This window comes from Paenibacillus sp. SEL3 (assembly GCF_054602585.1).
Genome location: NZ_CM137725.1, coordinates 6,112,409 through 6,134,510 on the forward strand (window position 1 = coordinate 6,112,409; position 22,102 = coordinate 6,134,510).

Here is a 22,102-nt window from a genome sequence, read left to right on the forward strand (position 1 = left end):
AAAATCCAGAACACGAATGTACATGAGTTCGTGTTAGTTCGTGTCAGAGATGCTCAAACTATTGAAGCCAGGTGATAAGATGGAAGACGAAAAATCTTTGAAAGATTGGCCCCATGATTGGATTAAAAAAATTCGTTCCAGGCCCGCTAGACATAACCTTTCCAAACGAACACGGCAAGTTGACTTGGCAAGGCAAGTTGGCGTCGATCCACGAACCGTTCAACAGTGGGAGAACGGAGATCGTCTTCCCAGCGTTGGCAGCCTCAAACGTTTGATTCAAGTCTTTTTGGAGGAAGGACTCTTCCTGGAGGGAGCCCAGCGGAAAGAGGCTGAGGAGCTTTGGCTTGCAGTAAAACGCTTTTCGGAAGTGCGCTTTGCAACAAAACGGGAGTTTCCGGATTTTGATGTCACTTGGTTTGAAACCGTTGCTTCGTTCGAAGGTTCCGCGCAGGAAGGTCGGGTTGCCACGCAAGCCGTTTCACTTGCAAGGCAAAGTCAGTTACCGAAGCCTCCTTCTCTCTTTATAGGAAGAAACCAATCCATGGCTGACCTGAAAGAACAGCTGAAGTTCCATTCCCTTGTGTCAATCGTAGGACCCGGAGGGATAGGGAAAACATCACTTGCTGTTCGAGTCGCTTCAACGCTTGCTGAAACGTATCCGGACGGTATTTGGATGTTCGAATTCGGCGCCGTAAAGGATCATCATTTTTTGGGCCAGTATCTGTTATCCACTATGGGACTGCAAAATCAAGGGAATCGAACTGATCTCCAAACCATATTAGATGTAATCTCCGAGAAAAGAATGATGTTTATTTTCGACAACTGCGAACACATCATTGATGCATGCGCGGCTTTAGCTGAATCACTCCTGATGGCTGCGCCAACACTAAGCATCATGGTCACGAGCCGAGAAGCCTTGAACATTTCGGGGGAATACGTCTATCGGATTCCCCCGTTATCCTTTCCAGGTGAGGAGTATTCGCTGGAGGTGCTTTCCGAAGAAGAAATCAAGGAATTTGAAGCCGTGCAACTGTTTATGGAACGTGCGCTTTTGGTTGCTCCTAAGCTTCAACCCACGCTGGCAAACTTGCAGCTTGTAGGTGCCATATGCAAAAAATTAGAAGGGATTCCGTTAGCCATTGAGCTTGCGGCTTCCAGAATGAGTATGTTGACATTAGAACAGATGGAAGAACGTCTGGCGAGTCTGCTGACATTATTGACTGCTGGAAAACGAAATGCTGTGCCTCGGCAAAAAACGCTGAAATCTACAATCGATTGGAGCTACGATCTACTAACCGGCAAGGAGCAACTGCTTCTGAGAAGGCTCAGTGTATTTTCGGGAGGGTTTACGTTGGAGGCAGTGGAGCGGATCTGTAGCTGCGAACCCACATTGCCCACCCGTGATGATAAACTTGCTCGGGAAGATATGCTTGATCTGTTATCCGGACTGGTCAACAAGTCACTCGTCTCAATCGAAACCAGTGATGACTACCGCTACATCCGTTATTTCATGCTGGAAGCCATTAAGGAATATGCTGGCGAGAAGATGCGGGAAGAAACTGACGGCCGTAACAGACATGTTCTTCTTGAACGTCATGCTCAATATTACAGCCAAATTTTGAATCGTGCCGAGGCCAAGTTCAGGACTCGAGAGCGTGATGCCTGCCTTGATGAAGTGAGACAAGAATATGCAAACCTGCGCTCAGCCATGCAATGGTGTTATCAGAATGATGCACATACCAACTCAATCGGATTTCATATGGTTTCAAACCTTTACTGGTTCTGGCTTCATGAAGGCAGATTAAAGGAGGGGATTTTTTGGCTTAACCGTTTTCTGGAAAGTACCGTTCATAAAGAACTGCCTGGTGGAGATTTTTCCAAAGCATTGCATGGGCGGGGCGTCATTCAATTGGTTCAAGGAAACGTTGAAGAAGCCCCGGTTTCAGCTGCACGCAGCGTTGAGCTGGCCCGTGATCTGAATCATTCTGCACAATTAGCCTCTTCTCTTCGTCTCATGGCATTTATTTATATCAACCAGCTACTTTTGAAAGATGCCGAGCCTCTCGTTAAGGAGAGCGTTGATATTGCCAGGAAAACGAAGGACATGTGGAATTTGGCGGCTTCGTTGCATGCTTACGGAAAGCTAAAGCTGGAACAAAAGGAGTATCATGAAGCATCCATGCTTCTAAAAGAGAGCGTGTACTTCTTCGAATCGGTTCAGGATAAATGGGAAGTATCCGGTCCGTACGAATGCCTCGGTTATGCTGCCTTGAAACTTGGGCAGACCGATCAATCCATTGAATGCTTCAAAAAAAGCATTGCGATCAGCCAAATTTACAAAGGGACATGGATTCTCTCTCGCGGAATAGAAGGGTTGGCTATAGCTTTATGGGCAAAGAAGGCTTATCCAGAAGCGGTCATCCTTCTGAGTGCTGCTGAGAAATGTCGCGAAAGCTTCGGAGGTGCTGCCGTTCCGAATTTTCCCGTGGAGCATATAATGTAGTGCTTCTTGATCTTCAACATGTTTTAATTGAACAGGAAATGCGCGATATTTGGAACAAAGGAAAGAGTCTAACGAAAGACCAGATTCTCGCATATTCTTTAGAAACTTAGGTGTGAAAGCCTCCCTGAAAATCTGATCGTCCAAACGATGGACGGCCTCATTGACAGCACGAACAAGGTTGATAGTACAAAGAAACCGTTCCTTTCGTAAATGGTGGGTCGCACTTCCATTTTCCCAGACGGTTTCTTTTTGTTTTACATCTTTGAGAAAAGCGGTCTTCCTGTGGGGTATGCAGTTTATGAACGACCAATAAAAGTCAAAAAATTGGTGTCTGCATTTCAAGATCCCTCTTGACACTCATTTTTTTCTGTAACTATAATGATTACATTAAGAAGGGAGTTAGTAATGATAATATTCAGCGGATTTTCAATAGGACTCGAAAAAGTTCCACTGCTGAATGTTTACCAGACAGTGGAAGTCATGGAGTAGGGGAAGCTCTTTCATATCCACGAACAGCATAGCTAGAATTGCTATTAATAGCATTGTATCCTCAATTATTTTAATCATAACATAGGAGTGGATTTATCATGGCAACTGTATTGTACGTAACCGCGCATCCTTTAAAAGACGGTACATACAGCTTATCAGTCGGCAAACAGTTTATCGAAATCTATCAGGAGGCCAATCCAGGAGATGAGGTCATTCATTTGGACCTGTATCGCATGGATCTTCCGCAAATCGACGCCGATCTTCTAAGACGCTGGGGGCAGCCACCAAGTGGTCTTTCTTTCGATGAACTGAGCGAGGGATCGAAGGGCAAAGCGGTGCGAATGCGCGAGATTGCGGACCAATTCATGACTGCGGATAAAATCGTCATTGTCAATCCGGTATGGAATTATTCTTTCCCGTCGGTTCTGAAAGCGTACATTGACGCGGTTATAGTTCCGGGAAAGACTATTAAGCGAGCCGATAATGGGCTGCGGGGTTTGTCCGGTTTGATTGGGACGCAGCAGGACAAAAAAGTGATGCACATTCAGGCTTCCGGCACGGTTCTCTCCCATGGGAAGTTCAAAGATGTAGAGTACAGCCATAGTTATGTAAAAGCTATCATGAATTTACTGGGCATTGACGATGTGCAGGCTATCTTTGTTGAAGGTATCAGTGAGCAGCCGGACCAAGCGCAGAGCATAAAGGAATCAGCAATCCGGCAAGCCATATTGGCAGCCAAAGCGTTTTGATGTGACAGCCTAAAGAAAAAGCGGAAAAATTCCAGGATTTTTTTCTGGTTTTTCTTTCTCTTTTTTGACCATGATGGGGGAATGTATTGTTGTTACACCTGATGTACGTTACCCAAATAAGTTGCATTATTACAATCCTTGATACTTAAGGCAATTCCTTTGTTTTGGCGGCCACAATGCGGTCATCATTATGGAGCGCTATGAGCCATAAGTGGAAATATAATGGTTAAACCCCAGGGACCTTATCCATCTGGAAGAAGCCCTGAGGTTTTTTGTTATTGAGCAGGGAGGTCTTGCCTGTAGTAATACGAAGCGGTCTCAAAATCTTTTTGGTGATAATAAGCTTCAGCTATAAGAATATACAATTCACTCATTTTTTTGTGCGCTTGCTTTTGTTATTGAGTTGGGCTTTTAAATCCAGGTTCATATTTATATGCAAAAAATCATCACAGATCCTTTCTGCTTCTTCAATGTTTTGAATATCAATATATAGCTTTTAACGCAAAAGTAATCTCATCCAAATGGCAGTGAAAGATGCCAAGGTTGAGAAGAACATCGACATAAAGTAGTTTGTCGACTGTAAATAGCTTGGTCAGCAGCAAAGCATATGATTTGGCTCTAATATCGTAATCAAAAGGAGGCGCATGCTGAATGATATTTTCAATATATTCGTAGGCTTTTTCCATATCGTTAGATAACCAGTAATACCTTGCATAAAGTAATTGTTGCTTGGCTTTTAAATTAGCATCTTCCTCTGTGATTTCTATACTCTTTATTATGTTTAGAAACTCATTTAACAAATTGCTTTCAAGATATTGTTCCGCCCTTACCAATTGAGTAGGAATGGAGGGAGGAGGAGAAACGGTTTCCGAGGCCACTTCTTCTAAGAGAAAAGTAATAGAGCAATTTAATCGCTCCGCAAGCTTGCTAATGATCTCAAAAGAGGGCATCGCATTTCCTTTCTCAATTTGACTAATCAATATCAGATGATGAATTCACCCGCAGCTGGTTAGCAGCAGGGATAAGCAAGGATTATGCTGAGATCATGACCGGACTCGACCGTAAAATTCGCGAGGAAGGAGCGGAAGATCTAAGTACTGATACTGTAATGAGGGTGACTGGGAAGGCGCCTGTCTCCTTCCAACAATTTGCACAGAGACACGCAGGAATCTGGATGCGGGAATTAGACAGTACTATGACATTTTAGCCAAACTCAAACAGCGTGCACCAAGCTTGGAAAATTCCCTTGGAATCCTCGGCACTTCGCGTAGATATTTGTGTGTCCCAGCTTCCAACTGACAAAACCGAAAATATCTAGTTACGAACACAAGCTGAGAATTGCGCTAACAGAGATGCTTGTTGAATAAATTAGTCTAAATCTTCTATTAGAAACAGACTAGAATTATTGCTTTAATAGGGGGGATTATGATTAAGCGAAAGGTGGCATCTTATAAAGCGGAAAAGCGAATCCAAGGGTCAATTCAAGTAAAGAAAGGACAGGGTTCACTTTAAACCGCTCTGCCCTTTCTTTATAGATGAGGATAAACGAGTGATAAGTTTATGGTTCGATCAAGGTTTACAGATCGATTCTCCAGTTGCCCATCATCTTGGCGACTTCCGGGTCGCGATACGATAAGAAAAGACTTTCCCGCGTATCGAGGGCCGAGATTTGTTCGATATCATCCGCGCTCAACTCAAAATCGAAAATGTCAAAGTTTTCGACGATCCGCTCTTTTCTCACCGATTTTGGAATTACAACGACTTCACGCTGAACAAGCCAGCGCAATACGACCTGAGCGACGGACTTGTTGTATTTTTCTGCGATCGAGAGCAACACTTCGTTTTTGAACATGTTGTTAAGTCCCTCAGCGAATGGGGCCCACGACTGGTGTTGAACTCCGTGCTCTTTCATAAAAGCTGCGCTCTCTGTTTGCTGGTAGAACGGGTGCGTTTCGATCTGGTTGACGGCGGGTACGATTTCGTTATGAACGATGAGGTCCATCAGGCGGTCGGGTAGGAAGTTGCTGACACCGATCGCCCTAATCTTGCCTTCGCGGTACAGGTCTTCCATCGCACGCCATGCACCGTAGTAATCGCCAAATGGCTGGTGAATAAGGTACAGATCGAGATAGTCGAGTTGAAGCTTCTTCAAGGATTTGGCAAATGCGTGCTTGGTACTCTCGTAGCCGGCATCCTGAACCCAGAGCTTGGTCGTGATGAACAGCTGCTCACGCGGTACGCCGCTGCGGTTAATCGCACGACCGACCGCTTCCTCATTCAAATAACCGGAGGCGGTGTCGATCAGGCGGTAACCAGCCATCAGCGCTTCATATACAGCGTTCTCGCATTCTTCAGCATCTGGAACTTGGTAGACACCAAAGCCGATGATCGGCATTTTCACACCATTGTTTAATGTTACGGTTTGCATTGTATTTCCTCCCATTGTCCAAATGTAAAACGCAAACGGCCGCAAAACTCGGAAATCGGGCACCTCAGTGGGCTTCCGCTTACGGTCGACTTGCATTACAATAAGCCTAACGCCTTCGTGTTACACGAAGTCAAGCCATCTTCAAAAATTTTTATTTTTCCAAGGAGGATTCCACATGCATACAGTCAAAGAAGCTGCCCAGATAACGGGACTCACCGAGCACGCTGTACGCTTTTACACGGATAAAGGCCTGGTACCAAGCGTACAGCGCAATCAAAACAACATTCGGATGTTCGACGAAGAATCGATCAACTGGTTGCATGGCGTCAAATGTCTCAAGCAATCCGGGATGCCGATTGAAGTCATTAAAATGTACGTCGATTTCTGTCTCGAAGGGGATTCGACCATTCCGCAACGCTACACACTCATGATGGAGCATAAGGAAGCGGCGCTCATTAAGCTCGAAGAAGCCAAACAGCACGTTGCCCATTTGGAACAAAAAACGGCTCTATATCAGGCCATTCTGGAGCACCGCTCTCCAGACACGACCAATCCTGGCAACTGGGATAAAATTCAGCATATGCATAGTGACGTTTTTTACTCGCCCTCTGTTCGGAAGGCTAGAGATCTACGTGAGACACAACCACTCGAAGAAAATCCTCTGTTTTAAATTCCTGGTTGGCTTAGGATGAACAAGATTCAGAACAGTCTAGATTGGACTAACGAGAGACGATAACTTAATCATAATGAGAAGGCAGCAGGCCAAATGGACCCATTGCCTTCGTTCAAATCCTCTGTTTTTACACTAAATAACAGCACTGAACGCATCGTAAAAGATCATAAAATGGTAGCGTTGTTTCAAACATGAGTCGAACCGTCTGGGTAACTTAGTTCTCGGACTGATCTTCCCAATGTATGTATTTACCTTTTTGCGGGATCAGTCGATCAGCTAACGCACTTTCGGGAAAGCTTTCTATGCATCGTATGTACACATGATTAAAAGGAGGGCAGCACCCCACGCCAGCGGTAGAATTGACTACTACAGAGATTAGAATGTAAAGAAACGTAAGTCTGAAATAACAAGGGGCAGACTGAAAGATTTAATGGAACTGCGTCCAAGACTTAAACAGGCACAGTATGCCAAAATACTTGGGCTAAGCCGATTCAGTGTCTCACATCATATGCGAAAATTCAGAGAAGATTCAACTTGTGAATAGCTCACTTAACTACGTAATTGACCATTGCCCAATTATAATATACTATTGGTTAAAAATGTAATCAGGAGGCAGCTATATGTTTAACTCGGCAGTTTTAGAATCAATAAGTGACATAAACCTTTTGTATGAAATGCTGCAAGCAGAGTTTTCACTAGATGGTTGGGATGCTATGGTACATATTGCGGATAAACTCCACCACTCAATCAACGCATTCTATGAGGAAGACCAACTTAGACAAGCAAAAGGGCAGCCGAGGATTGATACTAAAAGACTTAAACGAAGTGTTGCTTTTTATTTTGGATATTCTATGGTGGCGAAAGGTATCGCATTGCAAAAGATGGGCGATTACTCAGCAGCCAGGGATTGTATTGAAAAGTACTCTGAATTGGGATGGATATCTGGATTGGACGATGAGGGGAAGGAGGATGTAGCACATTTCAGGATGATTGCAAATGCCAATACATATGTTTTGAATTTGCTGGAAGGTAATATGGAGACGCTTCCTGAATATGTGCAATTTATACACAATGCCGAGGAAGAAGAGTTGTTGCCGGGGATTATTACGATACTGGAGTCAGCTTTAAAACATAACTGTAACGTTGATTGGGCATTAAAAGAATTTGAGCCTAATTTGGACGCTCTGGATGGAGAGTACGAAACGGAAGCCAATATTCGTTATTATATAGATCATTTATATCTTATGTCCCTTTACCACTTTACTAATGGTAATATTTACAATGCATTAAATATATCCCTCAAGGGATTGCGAATGTCTGATAAACTTAAGGATGATACTGGATATAAAAAAATCAATGCATTATTTGTTTCATTTAGTGTTCATGCAACTAAAGAACAGCTGAATGAATATAATGTATTGAACAAAACTATCCTAGAAAGGGTGTTAAAAGATGAAAAAGGCATTAGGTATGATGGCAGTAGTATTGTTTCTGTTAGGTAACGTAATCATCCCTACTGGTGCAGCAACGATCCAACCTAACAATCACGGCATGAATAGCTTCCAACAACTTAACAATCATGGCATGAATAGCTAGGTTCGTATATTTGAAACCCCTTCTACAAAGAAGGGGTTTTTATTTGGTAGAATAGTTCCAAAGAATCATAACAATCTTCTAGAAATCTACTGATTTTTCTGAAGGATATCCACTCAATTCACAGAACACTATCATTGAGGAGAGACGTGTCGAGGCAGGGGGTGCTTCGTGCCCTCATAAAGCCATTTCAGCAGCACAAAGACTTAATGTCTCGGCCGTCAATTCAAATATATCGGTTACATTGGGCGTTTTACATTGCAATAAAAACGATGGAGGGCGCTCAACGTGATAACACTGACTAGTAATCGTTACTGATAATATTCCCTCCATTCCTATTCCAGTCATAGGTTCAATATCAATTAACCCCATGCATACTAAATAATGAAAAGTTAAGTGTCGTTCAGTATTTAGTTCTAGCGGACCTGACAAAAGGCATTGTCAAACAGTTTCCTGGGAAATTTTAAGCGATCGTTATAGACGCTCCAAAGCAGATTAGCTTTTTATAATCACCCGAAAAGGTGGCTATGGAAAGCTTTTTTACCGGTTTAATGAATCATTAATACAATGATGGATGTAGTCGGTACGACGTACATACACAAATTTCGTTAGAGCGACTAGCATAGGTTTTGCTGAAATACAATAGTTCTTTGTACAATAAAGTTGTTTTCTAATGTCTAACAATTTCTTAATCCTGATGTCATCGGACTGTCCAATTAAGTGCAGCCTAAAAAAATTCGAAGAAAATCTCCCGAGCATGATACAAAAAAGGAAGAAGGTTCGTCTTCCTAATAGCTGCAGCTTAAAAGGAGGCAATTATAAAATGAGTATTCCGGAATCCTCACCATTCCGCAACATATTTTATGAGTATTATCCAACTGTACGCAGAAAACTGGCTGCGCTTGTGCGAGATGAAGCAGCAGCCGACGATCTGGCGCAGGAAGTATTTCTGAGGTTGTACAGAAATCCGCCGGACAACCCGGCAACCCTGGGGGCATGGCTACACCGGGTACTGACAAGAATCGGATACGATTATTTAGAGAAGAGAGCAAGAGAGAGAAAGCTGCAGAATAAGCAGGAGATAATGTATGAAGGGGAAGTCGCTTCTGAATCCGGCGAAGAGGCGCTGATGCGTCGATTGGATCAGGAAGAGGTTCAGGCTTGGCTGGACAGACTGCCCGAACGAGACCGCCAAGCGCTGCTTCTGCGCTACTCCGGCTACAGCTATGCGGAGATCGCGGAAGAGCTTAATGTCAGGTCGCCGCTAATAGGCAGTCTGCTCCAAAGAGCGACACGCAAGCTGCAGGCCACATCCAGCAAGGCTATAGCAAGGCAGGACTAATCAAATATTCGGAAAGGATTGAAACGATATGACAACTAAATTGCAGCATTCAGAAGCAGACAAAAGTACACATGAAGCCTGGGAGAGGCTGCTACAGAAGCTGGCCATGGAGCCGGTAAACGCCAAGTGGGAGACCAGGGACGCAAATAACAAAGAGGACGTTCTGAGGCTTGCCGATACCCTTAGGCCGCCAGCGGACTCAGCTGCAATTCAGGATTCGGAATCCAGTTTGAAAGTTGATGCTCCGGCTCCAGTTGCTTCTTTCCGCCGGCGAGCAGGCAAGGGCCGAAAGTGGGCCGCAGCGGTGGCGGCAGCCGTTATCTTTGGCGTCGTACTTACAACCCCTGTGGGAAATAACGCGCTGGCGGCATTTTTAAATCAATTCCGGGTGCAGGATATCGCTACAGTTGACGAAAGCACGCTCGAAGATATGTTTAATCAGCTGGTTCCGGGAAAATCGGCCGACATAGAAAACACCTTTGGCCAGTTTACATCGGAAAGCGGAAACGTACAGGGGGATTTTACGCGTGAACAAGCCGTCTCTAAGCTCGGATATCAGCTTCTTCCAGTAAATGTGGCCGGAACGAAGGAAAGTGTGTACGTTACTCCTTCGCAAAAAATTACAATGATGCTGAATGTGGATGAGCTCAATAAAGCTATGCAGCGTGTAGGGGCAACGAAGCTGCTGCCGGAGTCGATGGACGGTAAAGAAATAGCGTTTAGTACACATGAAAGCGTAAATTACGATTTGGGTACCGATCAGGACCACTGGGCAACTCTGACACAGATGCAGGCTCCAGAAATTACGGTGGATCCGTCCGTTGATACAGAGGAAGCGGTGGATGCCGTTCTTCAGCTTCCGATTCTGCCTTCCGATCTGAAAGAGAAGGTAAAGCGCAGCCGCATTCTGGCAGGTTCCATTCCTATGCCATATGTGGTTAATAAAAGTGCTGAAACTTCTGAGATTACCGTTGGAGGAACCAAGGTTCTGGTTACAAACATGAAGTACAGCTCAATGACGAATCGTACCGCTATCTGGGTCAAAGACGGACAGTTCTTTTCCTTTGAAGGTGGGAGCGCCTATGAGTCAGAGTTTGATTTCATGCACAAGCTTAAGGAGCTGGTTGAGGCATGAGTAAGCCGACAATCGACGCTAGAGGATTAACCAAGGAATACAGCAACGGGCGCGGCTGCCGCAACGTGACCATCACCGTAGGGAAAGGGGAAGCCTTTGGCTTCCTCGGCCCCAATGGAGCCGGGAAAAGCACATTTGTGAAAATGCTGGTCGGACTCATCCATCCGACGGCCGGAGAAGCAACCCTGATGGGTGCACCCATCGGAACGCTCGAAGCGAAACGGCAAATCGGGTATCTCCCCGAGCTGTACCGATATCAGGAATGGCTTACCGGTGATGAGGTCGTCCGGTTGCATGGGCGATTATGCGGTTTGGACAAGCAGGTGATCGACAAGAGAGTTCCTGAGCTATTGCACATGGTAGGTGTGGGTCAGCGGGGGAAGGACCGTGTTAAGCATTATTCCAAAGGCATGCAGCAGCGGCTTGGACTGGCTTGCGCGCTGGTGAATGATCCGGCCGTGATTTTTCTTGACGAGCCTTCTTCCGCCATGGATCCGGTTGGACGAATGCATGTACGTAATATACTTGAGGAACTGAAGCAGCAGGGGAAAACGATTTTCTTAAACTCCCATCTGCTTGAGGATGTGGAAGTATTATGCGACAGAATGGCACTCTTGAATAACGGACAGGTTCTCCGCCATGGGCGGGTAGCCGAAATGCTTCAGAAGCGAGTCTGCTGGCGTTTTAAAGTCGGCGGATTTTCGCCTTTTTTGCTGTCCTGGCTTATGGATACGACAGAGCTCAGCTTTCGGGTAATAACAGATGGAAAAGCCGAAGGCGGATTTACAGGAGAGAGAGACATAGATGATACCGTCTGGCTTGAAGCGGAACTGGAGAGCGAAGAACAGGCAGGCTGGATCAATACGTTGCTGATCGGACAGGGGATGACGTTATATGAAGTCACCAAAGTTCGAGAACGGCTTGAAGAGTGGTTCATGAAGGCTGTTGCAGGGCTGAATCATAGGGGGGAACAGGAATGAGGATTATTTGGACCATGACCTGGAAGGAGCTACTGCGCAAACGGGTCCTCCTGCTGACACTTTTATTAACTGTTGTATTCCTGCTGGGATTTTGGTTTATTGCCGGCGCCATCGCAGGAGATTCTACCTCCAGGGTGATCACAGGCGGTACGAATAATGAAACTATGATCCAGGAATTTACGCTCGGGATGTTCATTTTGATGCTCGGTTTTTTCTTCGCAAGTTTTGTCCTCGCCTTTTTAGCGATTTTCAGCTCATTTTCCACGATTGCGGGCGAGGCGGAGCAGGGGGTCATGCAAGCGATGCTGCCGCGGCCGATTCCGAGGTGGAAATGGTATACGGGCCGCTGGCTCGGCTATGTTTCGCTTGGTGTAATCTATGCCTTGATATTGTACAGCCTGATTTTGTGGATCACCGATGTGCATGCTTCGATCCCGCGTGATCGGGTAGTGCTGGTGCAGTCTTTTTTGCTATTTGCTTCAGTCGTTCCCTTGCTTGTAACCGTGTCCATGTTCGGATCCGGCTATTTGTCATCGGTTGCGAATGGTGTCGTCATGACGATGCTTTATGGGGCTGGTTGGCTCGGTGGCATGGTTGGAAAAATCATCGGCTCTGTGGGTCTGGAGCCAGGTCCCATGCAGACCCTGAACAATATAACGGGTGTCCTGTCCCTGATCATGCCTGCCGATGGACTGCAGCGTAAAATGCAGGCAGTGTTGTTCAGCTTCGAGAATATTAATGGACTCATCCCGGTAAGCACAAGTGGACCGTTTGGTATCGGCGAGATTCCTTCAACAGCCTTTTTGATATACGCGGCATTTTACACGGCTGTGCTCTTTGGACTCGGGCTGCGCCGCTTTGTCCGCAAGGATTTATAGGTTCTACTTTGAAGTTTCAGACTTCAGCAGCCATTCAAAAAAATTGTTTTAAAAGACCTTCTGAGAATAAAAAAGGTGGTCTAAAAAGACCGCCAAATTGCTTGCTTTATTCCAATAAATGAATCAATGAGTCTGTTTATCTATTTCGATCGTTCATTAGTTTCAGCCTCGTCTTTACGCCATAATCACGCTTAAAGCGATCAAAAAGGGCCTAAGGTCTCCAAGTCTATAGAAGGTGATAGACATTATTGCAACCATATTTACACAGCGATAATAATATTTTAATTGGGGCAGAACAAGATGGACTGCTGCTAGTTACTATTCTGACAATATGCATCTTAATTTCAGTTTGATGTTACCCGTTAGAGAGCATCGGGTACAAGCTCAAACTTTAATCATTTGATGTTGACCTCTATGGCTAATATTTCTATTTTCAAAAGACGTTTTAGGATAACCTAGAGCGTTTTTTTATTTTGAAAATCACCTGGGTATATGCCCATTTCTGCAAACGATGCTTATCTTTCCAGCGTAACAATCAATAGAAACCTACTAATTTGATTAACCATGTCAAGTTGGAGTTTTTCATCCTATACAATAGAAAAAGACAGTGGTTTAGAATTTCTATGTGGCCAAAAGTATTCAAATATGACAGGCGAAGAACTGCTCATGGACGTGGAAAAACTATTAATCGCTTGAGCTTCATAAAATACAAATGCAATTGCTCTACATAAAAAGTTGACCTGATTTTTGCCCGCCAGCTACAGCATCTTCCGAAAATATTTTTCCACATCGTAGCCGATCATGGCAAGCATCCTTCCATCACAGGTTGCAAGTGAGTCGTCATTTGTTACCTCCCCAAATCAAATGTTTGAAAGGTCAGAAGTTTGTCAAAAATGGATATCATATCCTATATTTGCAATTCGAATAATCTTCAAAGGGGAGCTATACATGGTAAAAAAAATTCAGTTGCCATTGCAAACCTTAAGTCTGGTTGTCTCCTTTATGGTCTGGGTCTTGATCTCTTCCCTGATTTCTTACATAAGTCAGGATATTCCGCTGACGCTCGGACAAAGAGCGTGGTCCACCGCGATCCCGGTAATCTTGGGCTCTTTGCTGCGAATTCCGGCGGGGATTCTGACCAACCGCTTCGGGGCAAGGCTGATGAATACAGTCAGTTTCTTTATTCTGCTTGTTCCTGTCTACTATTTGAGCCAGGCCAATACTTTTCTGGATTTGGCGGTCGGGGGCTTCTTTCTTGGGATAGGTGGAGCCACGTTCTCGGTCGGTGTGACTTCACTGCCCAAATATTATCCCAAAGAAAAGCAGGGCACCATCAACGGGATATACGGGATCGGGAATCTGGGTACGGCCATCTCTACCTTTGGTGCACCGTGGGTGGCTGATGCGATCGGCTGGTCAAGAGCCCTTCAGTTTTTTTTGATTTTGCTCGCCCTTTTCGCTCTACTGAATCTGTTTTTAGGGGATAAGCACGAAGAGCGCGTACGAAGGTCCTGGAAGAATCAACTCAAGCAGGTTTATCGCAACGAAAAGTTGTGGTTTTTCAGCATATTTTACTTCATCACCTTCGGCTCCTTCGTAGCTTTTACAATCTATCTCCCCGGTTTTCTGGTCAGCTATTTTGAATTAAGCAAGGTGGATGCCGGACTCAGGACGGCGGGTTTTATCGCCTTGGCTACCTTTCTCCGTCCAGTAGGCGGGATACTGTCCGACAAGTTCAATCCTTTTGTAGTTCTTATGTTCGTGTTTGCCGGCCTAACCTTGTCAGGAGTTTTACTCTCTTTCGGATTGACCATGCCTCTTTTTACGTTGGGTTGTTTGATGGTAGCCGTGTGCGCCGGTATCGGGAACGGCGCGGTGTTCAAGCTGGTCCCGCTATACTTTTCAAAGCAAGGGGGCATCGCCAGCGGGATCGTCTCTGCCGCGGGCGGTCTGGGCGGTTTTTTTCCTCCACTGCTGCTTACCCTGCTGTTTGGGTGGACAGGCCACTACGCAATCGGCTTTATGGCCTTGTCCGAGGCCTCGCTGGCCAGCCTGATACTTGTTCTGTGGGTATTTTTCAGCAACAAGCTGGAGTTTGCGTCGGATATTATCAAGTCCACAGCCGATGCCGTGATGGTCACTGATGCCAAGGGCGTGATCCATACCGTAAACGCCGCCTTCACCGAGGTCACCGGATATCCCAAAGAAGCGGTGATTGGAAAAACTCCCAATATACTCAGCTCCGGCTTCCAAGATCGTTCTTTCTATAATGCCTTTTGGGACACTTTGCTGACCACCGGAAAACAATAAACCGATTCCTGAATATCGTAAGAACCCACATTGCTCTGCCAAGAGATGCTTAAATTCTTTCCTGACGATTGGCAGGCAAGCACTCTTATGGATTTAGCAAATTTATCATCTGTGTCAAAATTAAAGGGCATGAGTCCGGTACGATACCGAGCGCATGCCCAACAGGTTGCCTAAATAATACGTGTCTAACTTTAAGGGGTCACTCTACTGCTGGCTGCTTTTGTTATTTTGAGGGGGATGTTGATGCTGCTCCAAAATGTAGGATATTTTCGATAACTTTCGATGGCAGGTTAAGTAAGATTAAACCTCTGTCTTGAAATCCGGATAAATTCGGATATAGCTGCAGTTTCATAAGTATCTTTACGACGTATGAATAGAGTCGGAACTTTATAGAATTCTTCCGAGATTTCTTGAGATCGCAAGTTATATTGAACCGTGGCTCTTTCAACCACCGAGCGAGGTAAAAGGGATACTCCGAGACCAGCATGAATACATCCAAGGATTCCTTCCAATGTTCCGAACTCCATGATCTTAGCAGGAATAATTCCTTGCAAATGTAACCAATCCTCGAGTTTTCGTCGGTATGAACACCCAACACGAAATACTAGTAAAGTCAGATTTTTCAATTGTTCAGGCTGATCTATTGAGGGGAATTGTCCTCCCGATATAAACGCAAGTTCCTCAACCCCTACCTCAGTAATATCGAGCTCAGCATGATCAACTGGCGCAGCTACGAAAGCTCCGTCCAACTCGTATTTCAACACTAAATGGATAAGTTCTTCCGTCGTTCCAGTTTTTAATGCCAAATCCACCTCTGGATAGGATTTATGGTAATCAGTGAGAATAGATGGTAGGCGAATCGCAGCTGTGGTTTCAGGCGATCCGATCCGAAGCGGGCCTCTTGGGATCGAGTTATCTGCCACGACTCGTTCTGCCTCTTGAGTAAGAAAGACAATTTTCTCAGCATAGGACTTTAGTGTCTCTCCGGATGTTGTGAGCCGAACCCCTTGCCGGCCACGACGAAATAACGCTGTTTTCAGTTTCTTTTCAAGCTGCTGGATACGGATGCTTATACTCGACTGAACATATTCCATTTTTTCGGCTGCTTTGGTAATGCTTCCTTCGTTCGCAACCGCCAGAAAAATCTGCAAGTCCCGGATGTCCACCGTCATTCCTCCATTTTATTATTGATAATTTTGATATTACAAATCGTATAAATTCATTTTACACGATATTTGTGAGGAGTTACAATTAGTTTAGTAAGCGGCAGGTCTTATGAAGAAAACAGGAGGTTATAGTATGAGGGCTTATCATTCATTAGAGATAGAAGGATTAAACGTATTTTATCGTGAGGCTGGTAATCCCAACAAGCCAGTCATTTTATTGCTTCATGGCTTTCCATCCGCAAGTCATATGTTTAGAGAGCTAATACCTATTTTACAAAAAGACTACTATTTAATTGCTCCTGATTATCCGGGGTTCGGGAATACCTCATCACCTGACAGAGAAGATTTCCAGTATACATTTGACCATATAACTGAAATTATAGAAACTTTCATCGATAAACTAGGGCTTACTAAATATGTGTTATATGTCTTTGACTACGGAGCCCCTATTGGCTTTCGCATTGCCAAGCACCATCCAGAACGTGTAACAGCAATAATAAGCCAAAATGGCAACATTTATCGTGAAGGACTAGGAGGAAAATGGGCGGCACGAGAAGATTATTGGCGTTATCCTACACAAGAAAAAAGGGAAAGTTATAGGACAGCATTTGCGCCTAACACAATCAAGGGCCAATATGTTGATGGAACAAAGGAAAGTCAAGTTTCCCCAGATGGCTATACTCTAGATATTGCTTATATGTCCCGGCCGGGAAATGATGAGAAACAATTGGATTTAATTTTTGATTACCAAAATAATGTAGAAATGTACCCGGAGTTTCAACAGTATCTCCGTGAATATCAGCCGCCCTTGCTAGCAGTCTGGGGTGAAAATGATGTTTCCTTTATTCCGGCTGGTGCTGAGGCTTTTAAGAAAGATTTACCTAAAGCCGAGATTCATTTATTAGATACTGGGCACTTTGCATTGGAAACACATGCATATGAAATTGGAGAACTAATGTTGGATTTTTTAGGAAAACAATAGAATTTGAAGATTCAAAAGTTGGTAAATCCCGGATGGTTTCTACCGTCATTTCTTGTTATAGGAATTGATTTTTTTAATGTTAACTAGGATTTATGTTCATATTAATTGATGTATTGAGAGGTAAATTGAATTTAGAAGGGTGACAGGTCAGTCTCATGGAGAATTCAGGAGCTAAAAATGCGAAATTGTTTAATTCCACAAAGACCATGATCGGTGGTTTAGTTATGCTCATTATTGCAATGGGAATCGGACGTTTTTCATATACTTCCATTGATGCAATCACAAGCTCATCTATCCGCTACGGAATCCGGATATTTGGCAGGGAGTAATAACTTGGGTTACCTTATCGCTGCCTTTGGTGCAGGTTTCATAACCTGGGGATCCCGAAGAGCCTATCACTACTTCTTGCCACTTTAGTGCTTGTTGTTGCTGCTATAATATTGCTATCCGGTGCAGTCATTTCAAGTCAAAAAGGAGCGATAGGAAATTTAAACCATGCTCGTATTCATCCTAATCAAGAGCTTAGTTAGATCCTGGGTAATTTACATTGGAACCAGATACAAATGGAATTGGTGAATTAATTTTGAATTAACCGTTAGATATATAAATTGATTCCTTTATTGGAGGAATAGAAATGCAAATAGGTTTTTTTGATTCTGGTATTGGAGGCATTACTGTATTGTATGATACATTAAAAGTTTTACCTAATGAAGATTATATGTATTACGCAGATACAATAAATGTTCCATATGGGCACAAAACGAAAGATGAAGTTAAAAAGTATGTTTTAGATGCTATAGAAATTATTAGCCAGCAAAAAGTAAAAGCGATAGTGATTGCTTGTAATACTGCCACAAGCGCAGCAATCGAAGAAATAAGGGCAAAATACAGTATTCCAATCATTGGTATGGAGCCTGCCGTAAAACCAGCTGTTAAAACAAAAAAAAATATAGATAAACGAGTTTTAGTAACTGCTACTGCTTTGACTATAAGGGAAGAAAGACTTCAAAATCTTATTACTAAACTAGATAACGAACATGTTGTTGATTTATTACCTCTTCCGAAATTAGTTCAGTTTGCAGAAAGTTTTGAGTTTAACGAGCAAATAGTGCTGCCTTATCTTCAAGAACAATTATCTATATATGATTTAAGTAAGTATGAAACTATTGTTTTAGGATGTACTCACTTTTCTTACTATAAAGATATATTCAGAAAATTATTTTCATCGAATGTTAATATAATTGATGGAAATAATGGTACTGCAAAAAATCTAAAAAAAGTACTGGAAGAAATGAATTCTTTAGATGAAAGCAACGGTAATATTTCTTTCTATTGTTCAGGGGTCAAAGTCGAGGACAAGGCTAAATTAAAAGAGTTTAATAAACTGTTCAAAAGATTGGATGCTATTGACGAATATAATTGAAAAGTCTGAGATTTTATTATCATTGATTATTGCGCTGATCCTGCAAGTCGTTGGTGTCATGCTGCCAGTATGACCTTCCCAATATATTCGGCATGAGGTTAGGGTCTGTTCTTTTTTGAAGGCACGAGTTCATCTAATTTTCAATAAAAGGAGGTTTTTAAAGGTGTTTGAGACTGATTTGACGCGTGCTCTTAAAATTCGATACCCGATTTTTCAAGCGCCGATGGCTGGTGGCGTTTCGACGCCCGAATTAGTAGAGGCTGTTTCAAATGCCGGTGGGCTAGGCAACCTAGGGGGCGGATACTTAACACCGGAGCAGCTCCGTAGCGAGATCCAAAAGATCAAGCAACGAACGGACCAGCCTTTTGGAGTAAACTTGTTTGTGCCTGAGCAATCAGAAGATTCGGAAGAAGCAATTTACCGGATGACAGATTATCTGAATAAATACCGCATCAAACTTGGCACGGCTCAAAATCCATCTCTTATGAAGTTTTCAGAATCATTTGAGGAGCAGCTACAGGTAGTGTTGGAGGAGCGTGTACCTGTATTTAGTTTCACTTTTGGCGTACCATCCCAAGACGTGATCCAAACCATGAAACAGCATGGAATATTCATCATTGGAACTGCAACAACTGTTGATGAAGCCAAGCAATTGGAAGCAGCTGGCGCAGATGCAATTGTGGCTCAAGGGAGCGAAGCAGGCGGGCATAGGGGGACCTTCATGAAAGACCCTTCCCATGCTTTGATAGGCACTATGGCTATTGTTCCGCAGATCGTTGACCATGTGTCGATCCCGGTCATCGCAGCAGGAGGAATCATGGATGGGCGTGGACTTGTAGCAAGCCTTACATTAGGAGCCGCCGCAGTACAGATGGGCACTGCGTTTCTAGCCTGCCCCGAGAGCGGCGCCCATGAAACGTACAACCAGAAAATCCTCTCGTCAAATGAGGACTCCACTGAAATTACACGTGCTTACTCTGGAAGAGCTTCAAGAGGCATTCAAACAAAATTTATGATTGACATGCATCAGTACCCCGGAACAATCCCGACTTACCCCATTCAAAACGCGATGACCCGGGACATTCGTCAGGCAGCTGCAAAAGCGAACGACCCCGAGTATATGTCACTTTGGGCGGGCCAAGGTCTTCGGTTAGCAGGCGACCAACCTGCCGCTTCAATTGTAAAACAAACCATTGATCAAGCCAGTGTTCTTGTCCGGAAATTTTCTTTTATTTAGAATGGGTGATAATAAATAGGGAAAAATAATTTTCATTAAAGGGAGGAAGTTAAAATGCCATTACTTCGTTTTGATCTTATTAAAGGACGAGATAAAGCAAGCCTGAAAAAACTTTTGGATGTTGCCCACCAAGTTGTTGTGGAAGCTTTTGACGTTCCTGAGCGAGATCGTTACCAAATCATTCACGAACACCCGGCGGACCATATGATTATTGAGGATACATTTTAAGTTGTAGGTTTTTGCGAGAGGAAGGCTACACTATGATCAGGAGAGCGTTAACAGGGGGAGAGCGACTGGAATTTCTATTAACCTACCTGTCTTACAAGGGAACATTGGAAAAGTTTTTTAACAATTTTCCCAGGAGGGAGAGGATTTTCAGATCGACCCACTGCAGATTAGTGTAGCCCCTGACGAATAAGCAAATGGAGTTAGTTATTAGATCGCGGCGGGTAAAAGAAAATAAAGATTTAGACTGAAAAATAAAGTATTAGACTGACGATGCTTCATTAAGCTAACGGGCAAAATTTCAATGCTAAGTGTATAATTTAGAAGACGTAAAGAATCTAATTTGGAGGCTTCTATGATTAGAGATCTTTGGTTTACAGTGCAACGGATTGATGATAATACATACGCAATTAGTGAATACGGACGTTGGGAGAAAGTACATTCATTTTTATTATTGGGAAATCAAGAAGGGGTATTAATTGATACAGGGCTTGGGATTGATAGTATCAAAAGAATAATAGAGCAGTTGACATCTTTACCTCTAAAAGTTATTACGACACATGTCCACACTGACCACATAGGTAACCATGGCGAATTTGAACGGATCTTTGTCCATAAAGAAGATGAAGACTGGCTAATTAACGGGATTCAAGGCTTAACAATAGAGCAAATCAGGAAGAATATTAGAAGAGATATAACCTTGCCTACTCCAGAAAGGTTTAATCCGGATACATACCAACCCTTTAAAGGAAAGCCGACAGGTTTGTTAAAGGATGGTGATATATTCGATCTAGGGGACAAAAGATTAATTATATATCACACTCCAGGACATTTTCCTGGCCATATTTCAGTTTTCGATGAAACAAAAGGGTATTTATTTACTGGCGATCTGCTCTATGATGAAGCGCCAATATATGCCTTTTATCCTTCAACGAACCCTGTTGATTTAGTGAATTCATTAGAAAAGATTGCAAGAATACCCAACGTCAAAATGGTATACGGTTCTCACAATACATCAGGACTTAATCCAATAATTTTAGTTGAAGTAAAAATTGCAGTTAAATTTCTGAGGGAACATGATCTCGTCAAATTTGGAACTGGGATTCATAAATTTAACGGATTTAGTGTTCAGTTCTAATAATCTTGTCAAACTAACGGGAAACGTTAGCTCAATAAAAATTAGCGACAGTCTAGGACTTTATTTCGTGTTATTAGGTCAATCAGAGATTTCTGGTTGGCCTTTTTTCTTAGGCACCATATGATGGCGGTAGCCGAGAGAACGTTGACTTTATTGGGGCGGGCCCGTCGTGAAAACAGTTCTCTCACTGCCCTCAATGACCATGTTTGAGCTGGTTGAGACAGGGATCTCGTATCACAAGCGAAGCTATGGGGGAACCATCGTGGGAGTGGCCGCAACTTTAATATTAGGGAGTGTGTTATGGAGCCGGTTGTAGGATTAGATGTGGATTAGTTTCCTATTTTAATACGCGAGGAGTGCAAGCATTTTATAATCAATCCACTTCAAACTAAACGTGCGAGAAACACGCAACTACGAAAAGTAAAAACCGACACTGCAGATGTCAAAAGATTGAATTTATCAATAAATAGGCAAAATGAATAAAGTCCCTGGACTCTTAATGCGATGTGCATGCGGATCGGGGACTTATCATGTGAAATACTCAATATAAGCGGTTTGCTTAATTTTTGAAAAAAACACTTAAAAACACTTAACAAAAAGCGTCTAATCGCTTATGATGAATATAGGGAAAGGGGGAGGGGTTATATTTACCAAGAGGAACGACTTTTAAAAATTATGGAGTATCTCCAAAGCCGTAACCAATTATCAAATTCGGAAATTTGCGATTTATTGAACATCTCGAGAGATACGGCAAGAAGGGATATTATTAAGCTTGTTCATGAAGGGGGGGGTATCAGAACCCATGGAGGTATTGCCTTACCCTTATTAAAAGAAGAAATAAGAGCCTACAA

The 22,102-nt window shown here is 43.5% G+C and carries 17 protein-coding genes and 2 pseudogenes; 16 read left to right on the forward strand and 3 right to left on the reverse strand.

Translation table 11 applies throughout. The features are described from left to right. Positions 1-49 precede the first annotated feature (49 nt). Both ACYCS5_RS27680 and ACYCS5_RS27685 read left to right on the forward strand, forming a co-directional pair. Positions 50-2,503: an NB-ARC domain-containing protein gene (locus ACYCS5_RS27680; protein WP_340885435.1), complete on the forward strand. Its 2,454-nt coding sequence runs from the start codon at positions 50-52 to the stop codon at positions 2,501-2,503. Between the two features lie 587 nt (positions 2,504-3,090). Next, positions 3,091-3,741 carry an FMN-dependent NADH-azoreductase gene (locus tag ACYCS5_RS27685; RefSeq protein ID WP_165150645.1) on the forward strand — a complete coding sequence of 217 codons (651 nt, stop codon included), beginning with the start codon at positions 3,091-3,093 and terminating at the stop codon, positions 3,739-3,741. Positions 3,742-4,223: 482 nt separating this feature from the next. Here ACYCS5_RS27685 and ACYCS5_RS27690 read toward each other — a convergent pair whose 3' ends face one another. After that, positions 4,224-4,691, reverse strand: a complete 468-nt coding sequence (locus tag ACYCS5_RS27690) for a hypothetical protein (protein ID WP_029515309.1) — start codon at positions 4,689-4,691, stop codon at positions 4,224-4,226. Between the two features lie 626 nt (positions 4,692-5,317). After that, a complete protein-coding gene (locus ACYCS5_RS27695; protein WP_029515308.1) occupies positions 5,318-6,169 on the reverse strand; it encodes an aldo/keto reductase in 852 nt (283 codons plus the stop codon). Between the two features lie 175 nt (positions 6,170-6,344). Here ACYCS5_RS27695 and ACYCS5_RS27700 point away from each other — a divergent pair, with 175 nt between their 5' ends. The 7 genes from ACYCS5_RS27700 to ACYCS5_RS27730 all read left to right on the forward strand — a co-directional run bounded on the left by ACYCS5_RS27700 (position 6,345) and on the right by ACYCS5_RS27730 (position 15,080). Continuing rightward, entirely contained in the window at positions 6,345-6,839 is a 495-nt protein-coding gene (locus tag ACYCS5_RS27700) for a MerR family transcriptional regulator (RefSeq protein ID WP_029515307.1), read from the forward strand. A gap of 623 nt (positions 6,840-7,462) precedes the next feature. Continuing rightward, positions 7,463-8,344, forward strand: a complete 882-nt coding sequence (locus tag ACYCS5_RS27705) for a hypothetical protein (RefSeq protein ID WP_029515306.1) — start codon at positions 7,463-7,465, stop codon at positions 8,342-8,344. A gap of 914 nt (positions 8,345-9,258) precedes the next feature. Next, positions 9,259-9,777: a sigma-70 family RNA polymerase sigma factor gene (locus ACYCS5_RS27710; protein WP_342446547.1), complete on the forward strand. Its 519-nt coding sequence runs from the start codon at positions 9,259-9,261 to the stop codon at positions 9,775-9,777. Positions 9,778-9,805: 28 nt separating this feature from the next. Then, positions 9,806-10,912, forward strand: a complete 1,107-nt coding sequence (locus tag ACYCS5_RS27715) for a hypothetical protein (protein WP_459760464.1) — start codon at positions 9,806-9,808, stop codon at positions 10,910-10,912. Continuing rightward, on the forward strand, positions 10,909-11,892 hold the full coding sequence (locus ACYCS5_RS27720) for an ABC transporter ATP-binding protein (RefSeq protein WP_459760465.1): 984 nt from the start codon (positions 10,909-10,911) through the stop codon (positions 11,890-11,892). The genes ACYCS5_RS27715 and ACYCS5_RS27720 overlap by 4 nt, the downstream gene beginning before the upstream one ends. After that, the gene (locus tag ACYCS5_RS27725; protein WP_459760466.1) at positions 11,889-12,770 is read left to right on the forward strand and encodes an ABC transporter permease subunit; all 882 of its coding nucleotides are present in this window, start codon (positions 11,889-11,891) and stop codon (positions 12,768-12,770) included. Before ACYCS5_RS27720 ends, ACYCS5_RS27725 begins: the two co-directional genes overlap by 4 nt. A 948-nt stretch (positions 12,771-13,718) precedes the next feature. Then, a complete protein-coding gene (locus ACYCS5_RS27730) occupies positions 13,719-15,080 on the forward strand; it encodes a nitrate/nitrite transporter (protein ID WP_459760467.1) in 1,362 nt (453 codons plus the stop codon). Positions 15,081-15,370: 290 nt separating this feature from the next. On the opposite strand, the gene ACYCS5_RS27735 is transcribed toward ACYCS5_RS27730, so the two are convergent. After that, the gene (locus ACYCS5_RS27735) at positions 15,371-16,246 is read right to left on the reverse strand and encodes a LysR family transcriptional regulator (protein ID WP_459760468.1); all 876 of its coding nucleotides are present in this window, start codon (positions 16,244-16,246) and stop codon (positions 15,371-15,373) included. A 133-nt stretch (positions 16,247-16,379) separates the two neighbouring features. Between ACYCS5_RS27735 and ACYCS5_RS27740 the strand changes: the two genes are divergently transcribed. The 7 genes and pseudogenes from ACYCS5_RS27740 to ACYCS5_RS27770 all read left to right on the forward strand — a co-directional run. Beyond that, a complete protein-coding gene (locus tag ACYCS5_RS27740; RefSeq protein WP_459761346.1) occupies positions 16,380-17,228 on the forward strand; it encodes an alpha/beta fold hydrolase in 849 nt (282 codons plus the stop codon). A gap of 155 nt (positions 17,229-17,383) precedes the next feature. After that, positions 17,384-17,557 carry a hypothetical protein gene (locus tag ACYCS5_RS27745; RefSeq protein WP_413987581.1) on the forward strand — a complete coding sequence of 58 codons (174 nt, stop codon included), beginning with the start codon at positions 17,384-17,386 and terminating at the stop codon, positions 17,555-17,557. Between the two features lie 305 nt (positions 17,558-17,862). Then, on the forward strand, positions 17,863-18,651 hold the full coding sequence (gene murI / locus ACYCS5_RS27750) for a glutamate racemase (RefSeq protein WP_459760469.1): 789 nt from the start codon (positions 17,863-17,865) through the stop codon (positions 18,649-18,651). A 163-nt stretch (positions 18,652-18,814) separates the two neighbouring features. Beyond that, positions 18,815-19,888 (forward strand): NAD(P)H-dependent flavin oxidoreductase, encoded by a 1,074-nt coding sequence (locus tag ACYCS5_RS27755; protein WP_069011896.1) that lies wholly within the window; start codon positions 18,815-18,817, stop codon positions 19,886-19,888. Between the two features lie 54 nt (positions 19,889-19,942). Continuing rightward, positions 19,943-20,110, forward strand: a pseudogene (locus tag ACYCS5_RS27760) (tautomerase family protein); the annotation flags it as partial. Positions 20,111-20,468: 358 nt separating this feature from the next. Beyond that, the gene (locus ACYCS5_RS27765; RefSeq protein ID WP_459760470.1) at positions 20,469-21,251 is read left to right on the forward strand and encodes an MBL fold metallo-hydrolase; all 783 of its coding nucleotides are present in this window, start codon (positions 20,469-20,471) and stop codon (positions 21,249-21,251) included. 675 nt (positions 21,252-21,926) lie between these two features. Then, positions 21,927-22,010 (forward strand): annotated as a pseudogene (locus tag ACYCS5_RS27770) (DeoR family transcriptional regulator); the annotation flags it as partial. Positions 22,011-22,102 lie beyond the last annotated feature (92 nt).

Bases quoted from the DNA above. Each gene is read 5' to 3' on its own strand.
- ACYCS5_RS27710 (WP_342446547.1), top strand. From the start codon at position 9,259: ATGAGTATTCCGGAATCCTCACCATTCCGCAACATATTTTATGAGTAT.
- ACYCS5_RS27695 (WP_029515308.1), bottom strand. From the start codon at position 6,169: ATGCAAACCGTAACATTAAACAATGGTGTGAAAATGCCGATCATCGGC.
- ACYCS5_RS27765 (WP_459760470.1), top strand. From the start codon at position 20,469: ATGATTAGAGATCTTTGGTTTACAGTGCAACGGATTGATGATAATACA.
- ACYCS5_RS27680 (WP_340885435.1), top strand. From the start codon at position 50: ATGCTCAAACTATTGAAGCCAGGTGATAAGATGGAAGACGAAAAATCT.
- ACYCS5_RS27715 (WP_459760464.1), top strand. From the start codon at position 9,806: ATGACAACTAAATTGCAGCATTCAGAAGCAGACAAAAGTACACATGAA.
- ACYCS5_RS27690 (WP_029515309.1), bottom strand. From the start codon at position 4,691: ATGCCCTCTTTTGAGATCATTAGCAAGCTTGCGGAGCGATTAAATTGC.
- ACYCS5_RS27725 (WP_459760466.1), top strand. From the start codon at position 11,889: ATGAGGATTATTTGGACCATGACCTGGAAGGAGCTACTGCGCAAACGG.
- ACYCS5_RS27685 (WP_165150645.1), top strand. From the start codon at position 3,091: ATGGCAACTGTATTGTACGTAACCGCGCATCCTTTAAAAGACGGTACA.
- ACYCS5_RS27745 (WP_413987581.1), top strand. From the start codon at position 17,384: ATGGAGAATTCAGGAGCTAAAAATGCGAAATTGTTTAATTCCACAAAG.
- ACYCS5_RS27720 (WP_459760465.1), top strand. From the start codon at position 10,909: ATGAGTAAGCCGACAATCGACGCTAGAGGATTAACCAAGGAATACAGC.
- murI (WP_459760469.1), top strand. From the start codon at position 17,863: ATGCAAATAGGTTTTTTTGATTCTGGTATTGGAGGCATTACTGTATTG.
- ACYCS5_RS27740 (WP_459761346.1), top strand. From the start codon at position 16,380: ATGAGGGCTTATCATTCATTAGAGATAGAAGGATTAAACGTATTTTAT.
- ACYCS5_RS27730 (WP_459760467.1), top strand. From the start codon at position 13,719: ATGGTAAAAAAAATTCAGTTGCCATTGCAAACCTTAAGTCTGGTTGTC.
- ACYCS5_RS27700 (WP_029515307.1), top strand. From the start codon at position 6,345: ATGCATACAGTCAAAGAAGCTGCCCAGATAACGGGACTCACCGAGCAC.
- ACYCS5_RS27705 (WP_029515306.1), top strand. From the start codon at position 7,463: ATGTTTAACTCGGCAGTTTTAGAATCAATAAGTGACATAAACCTTTTG.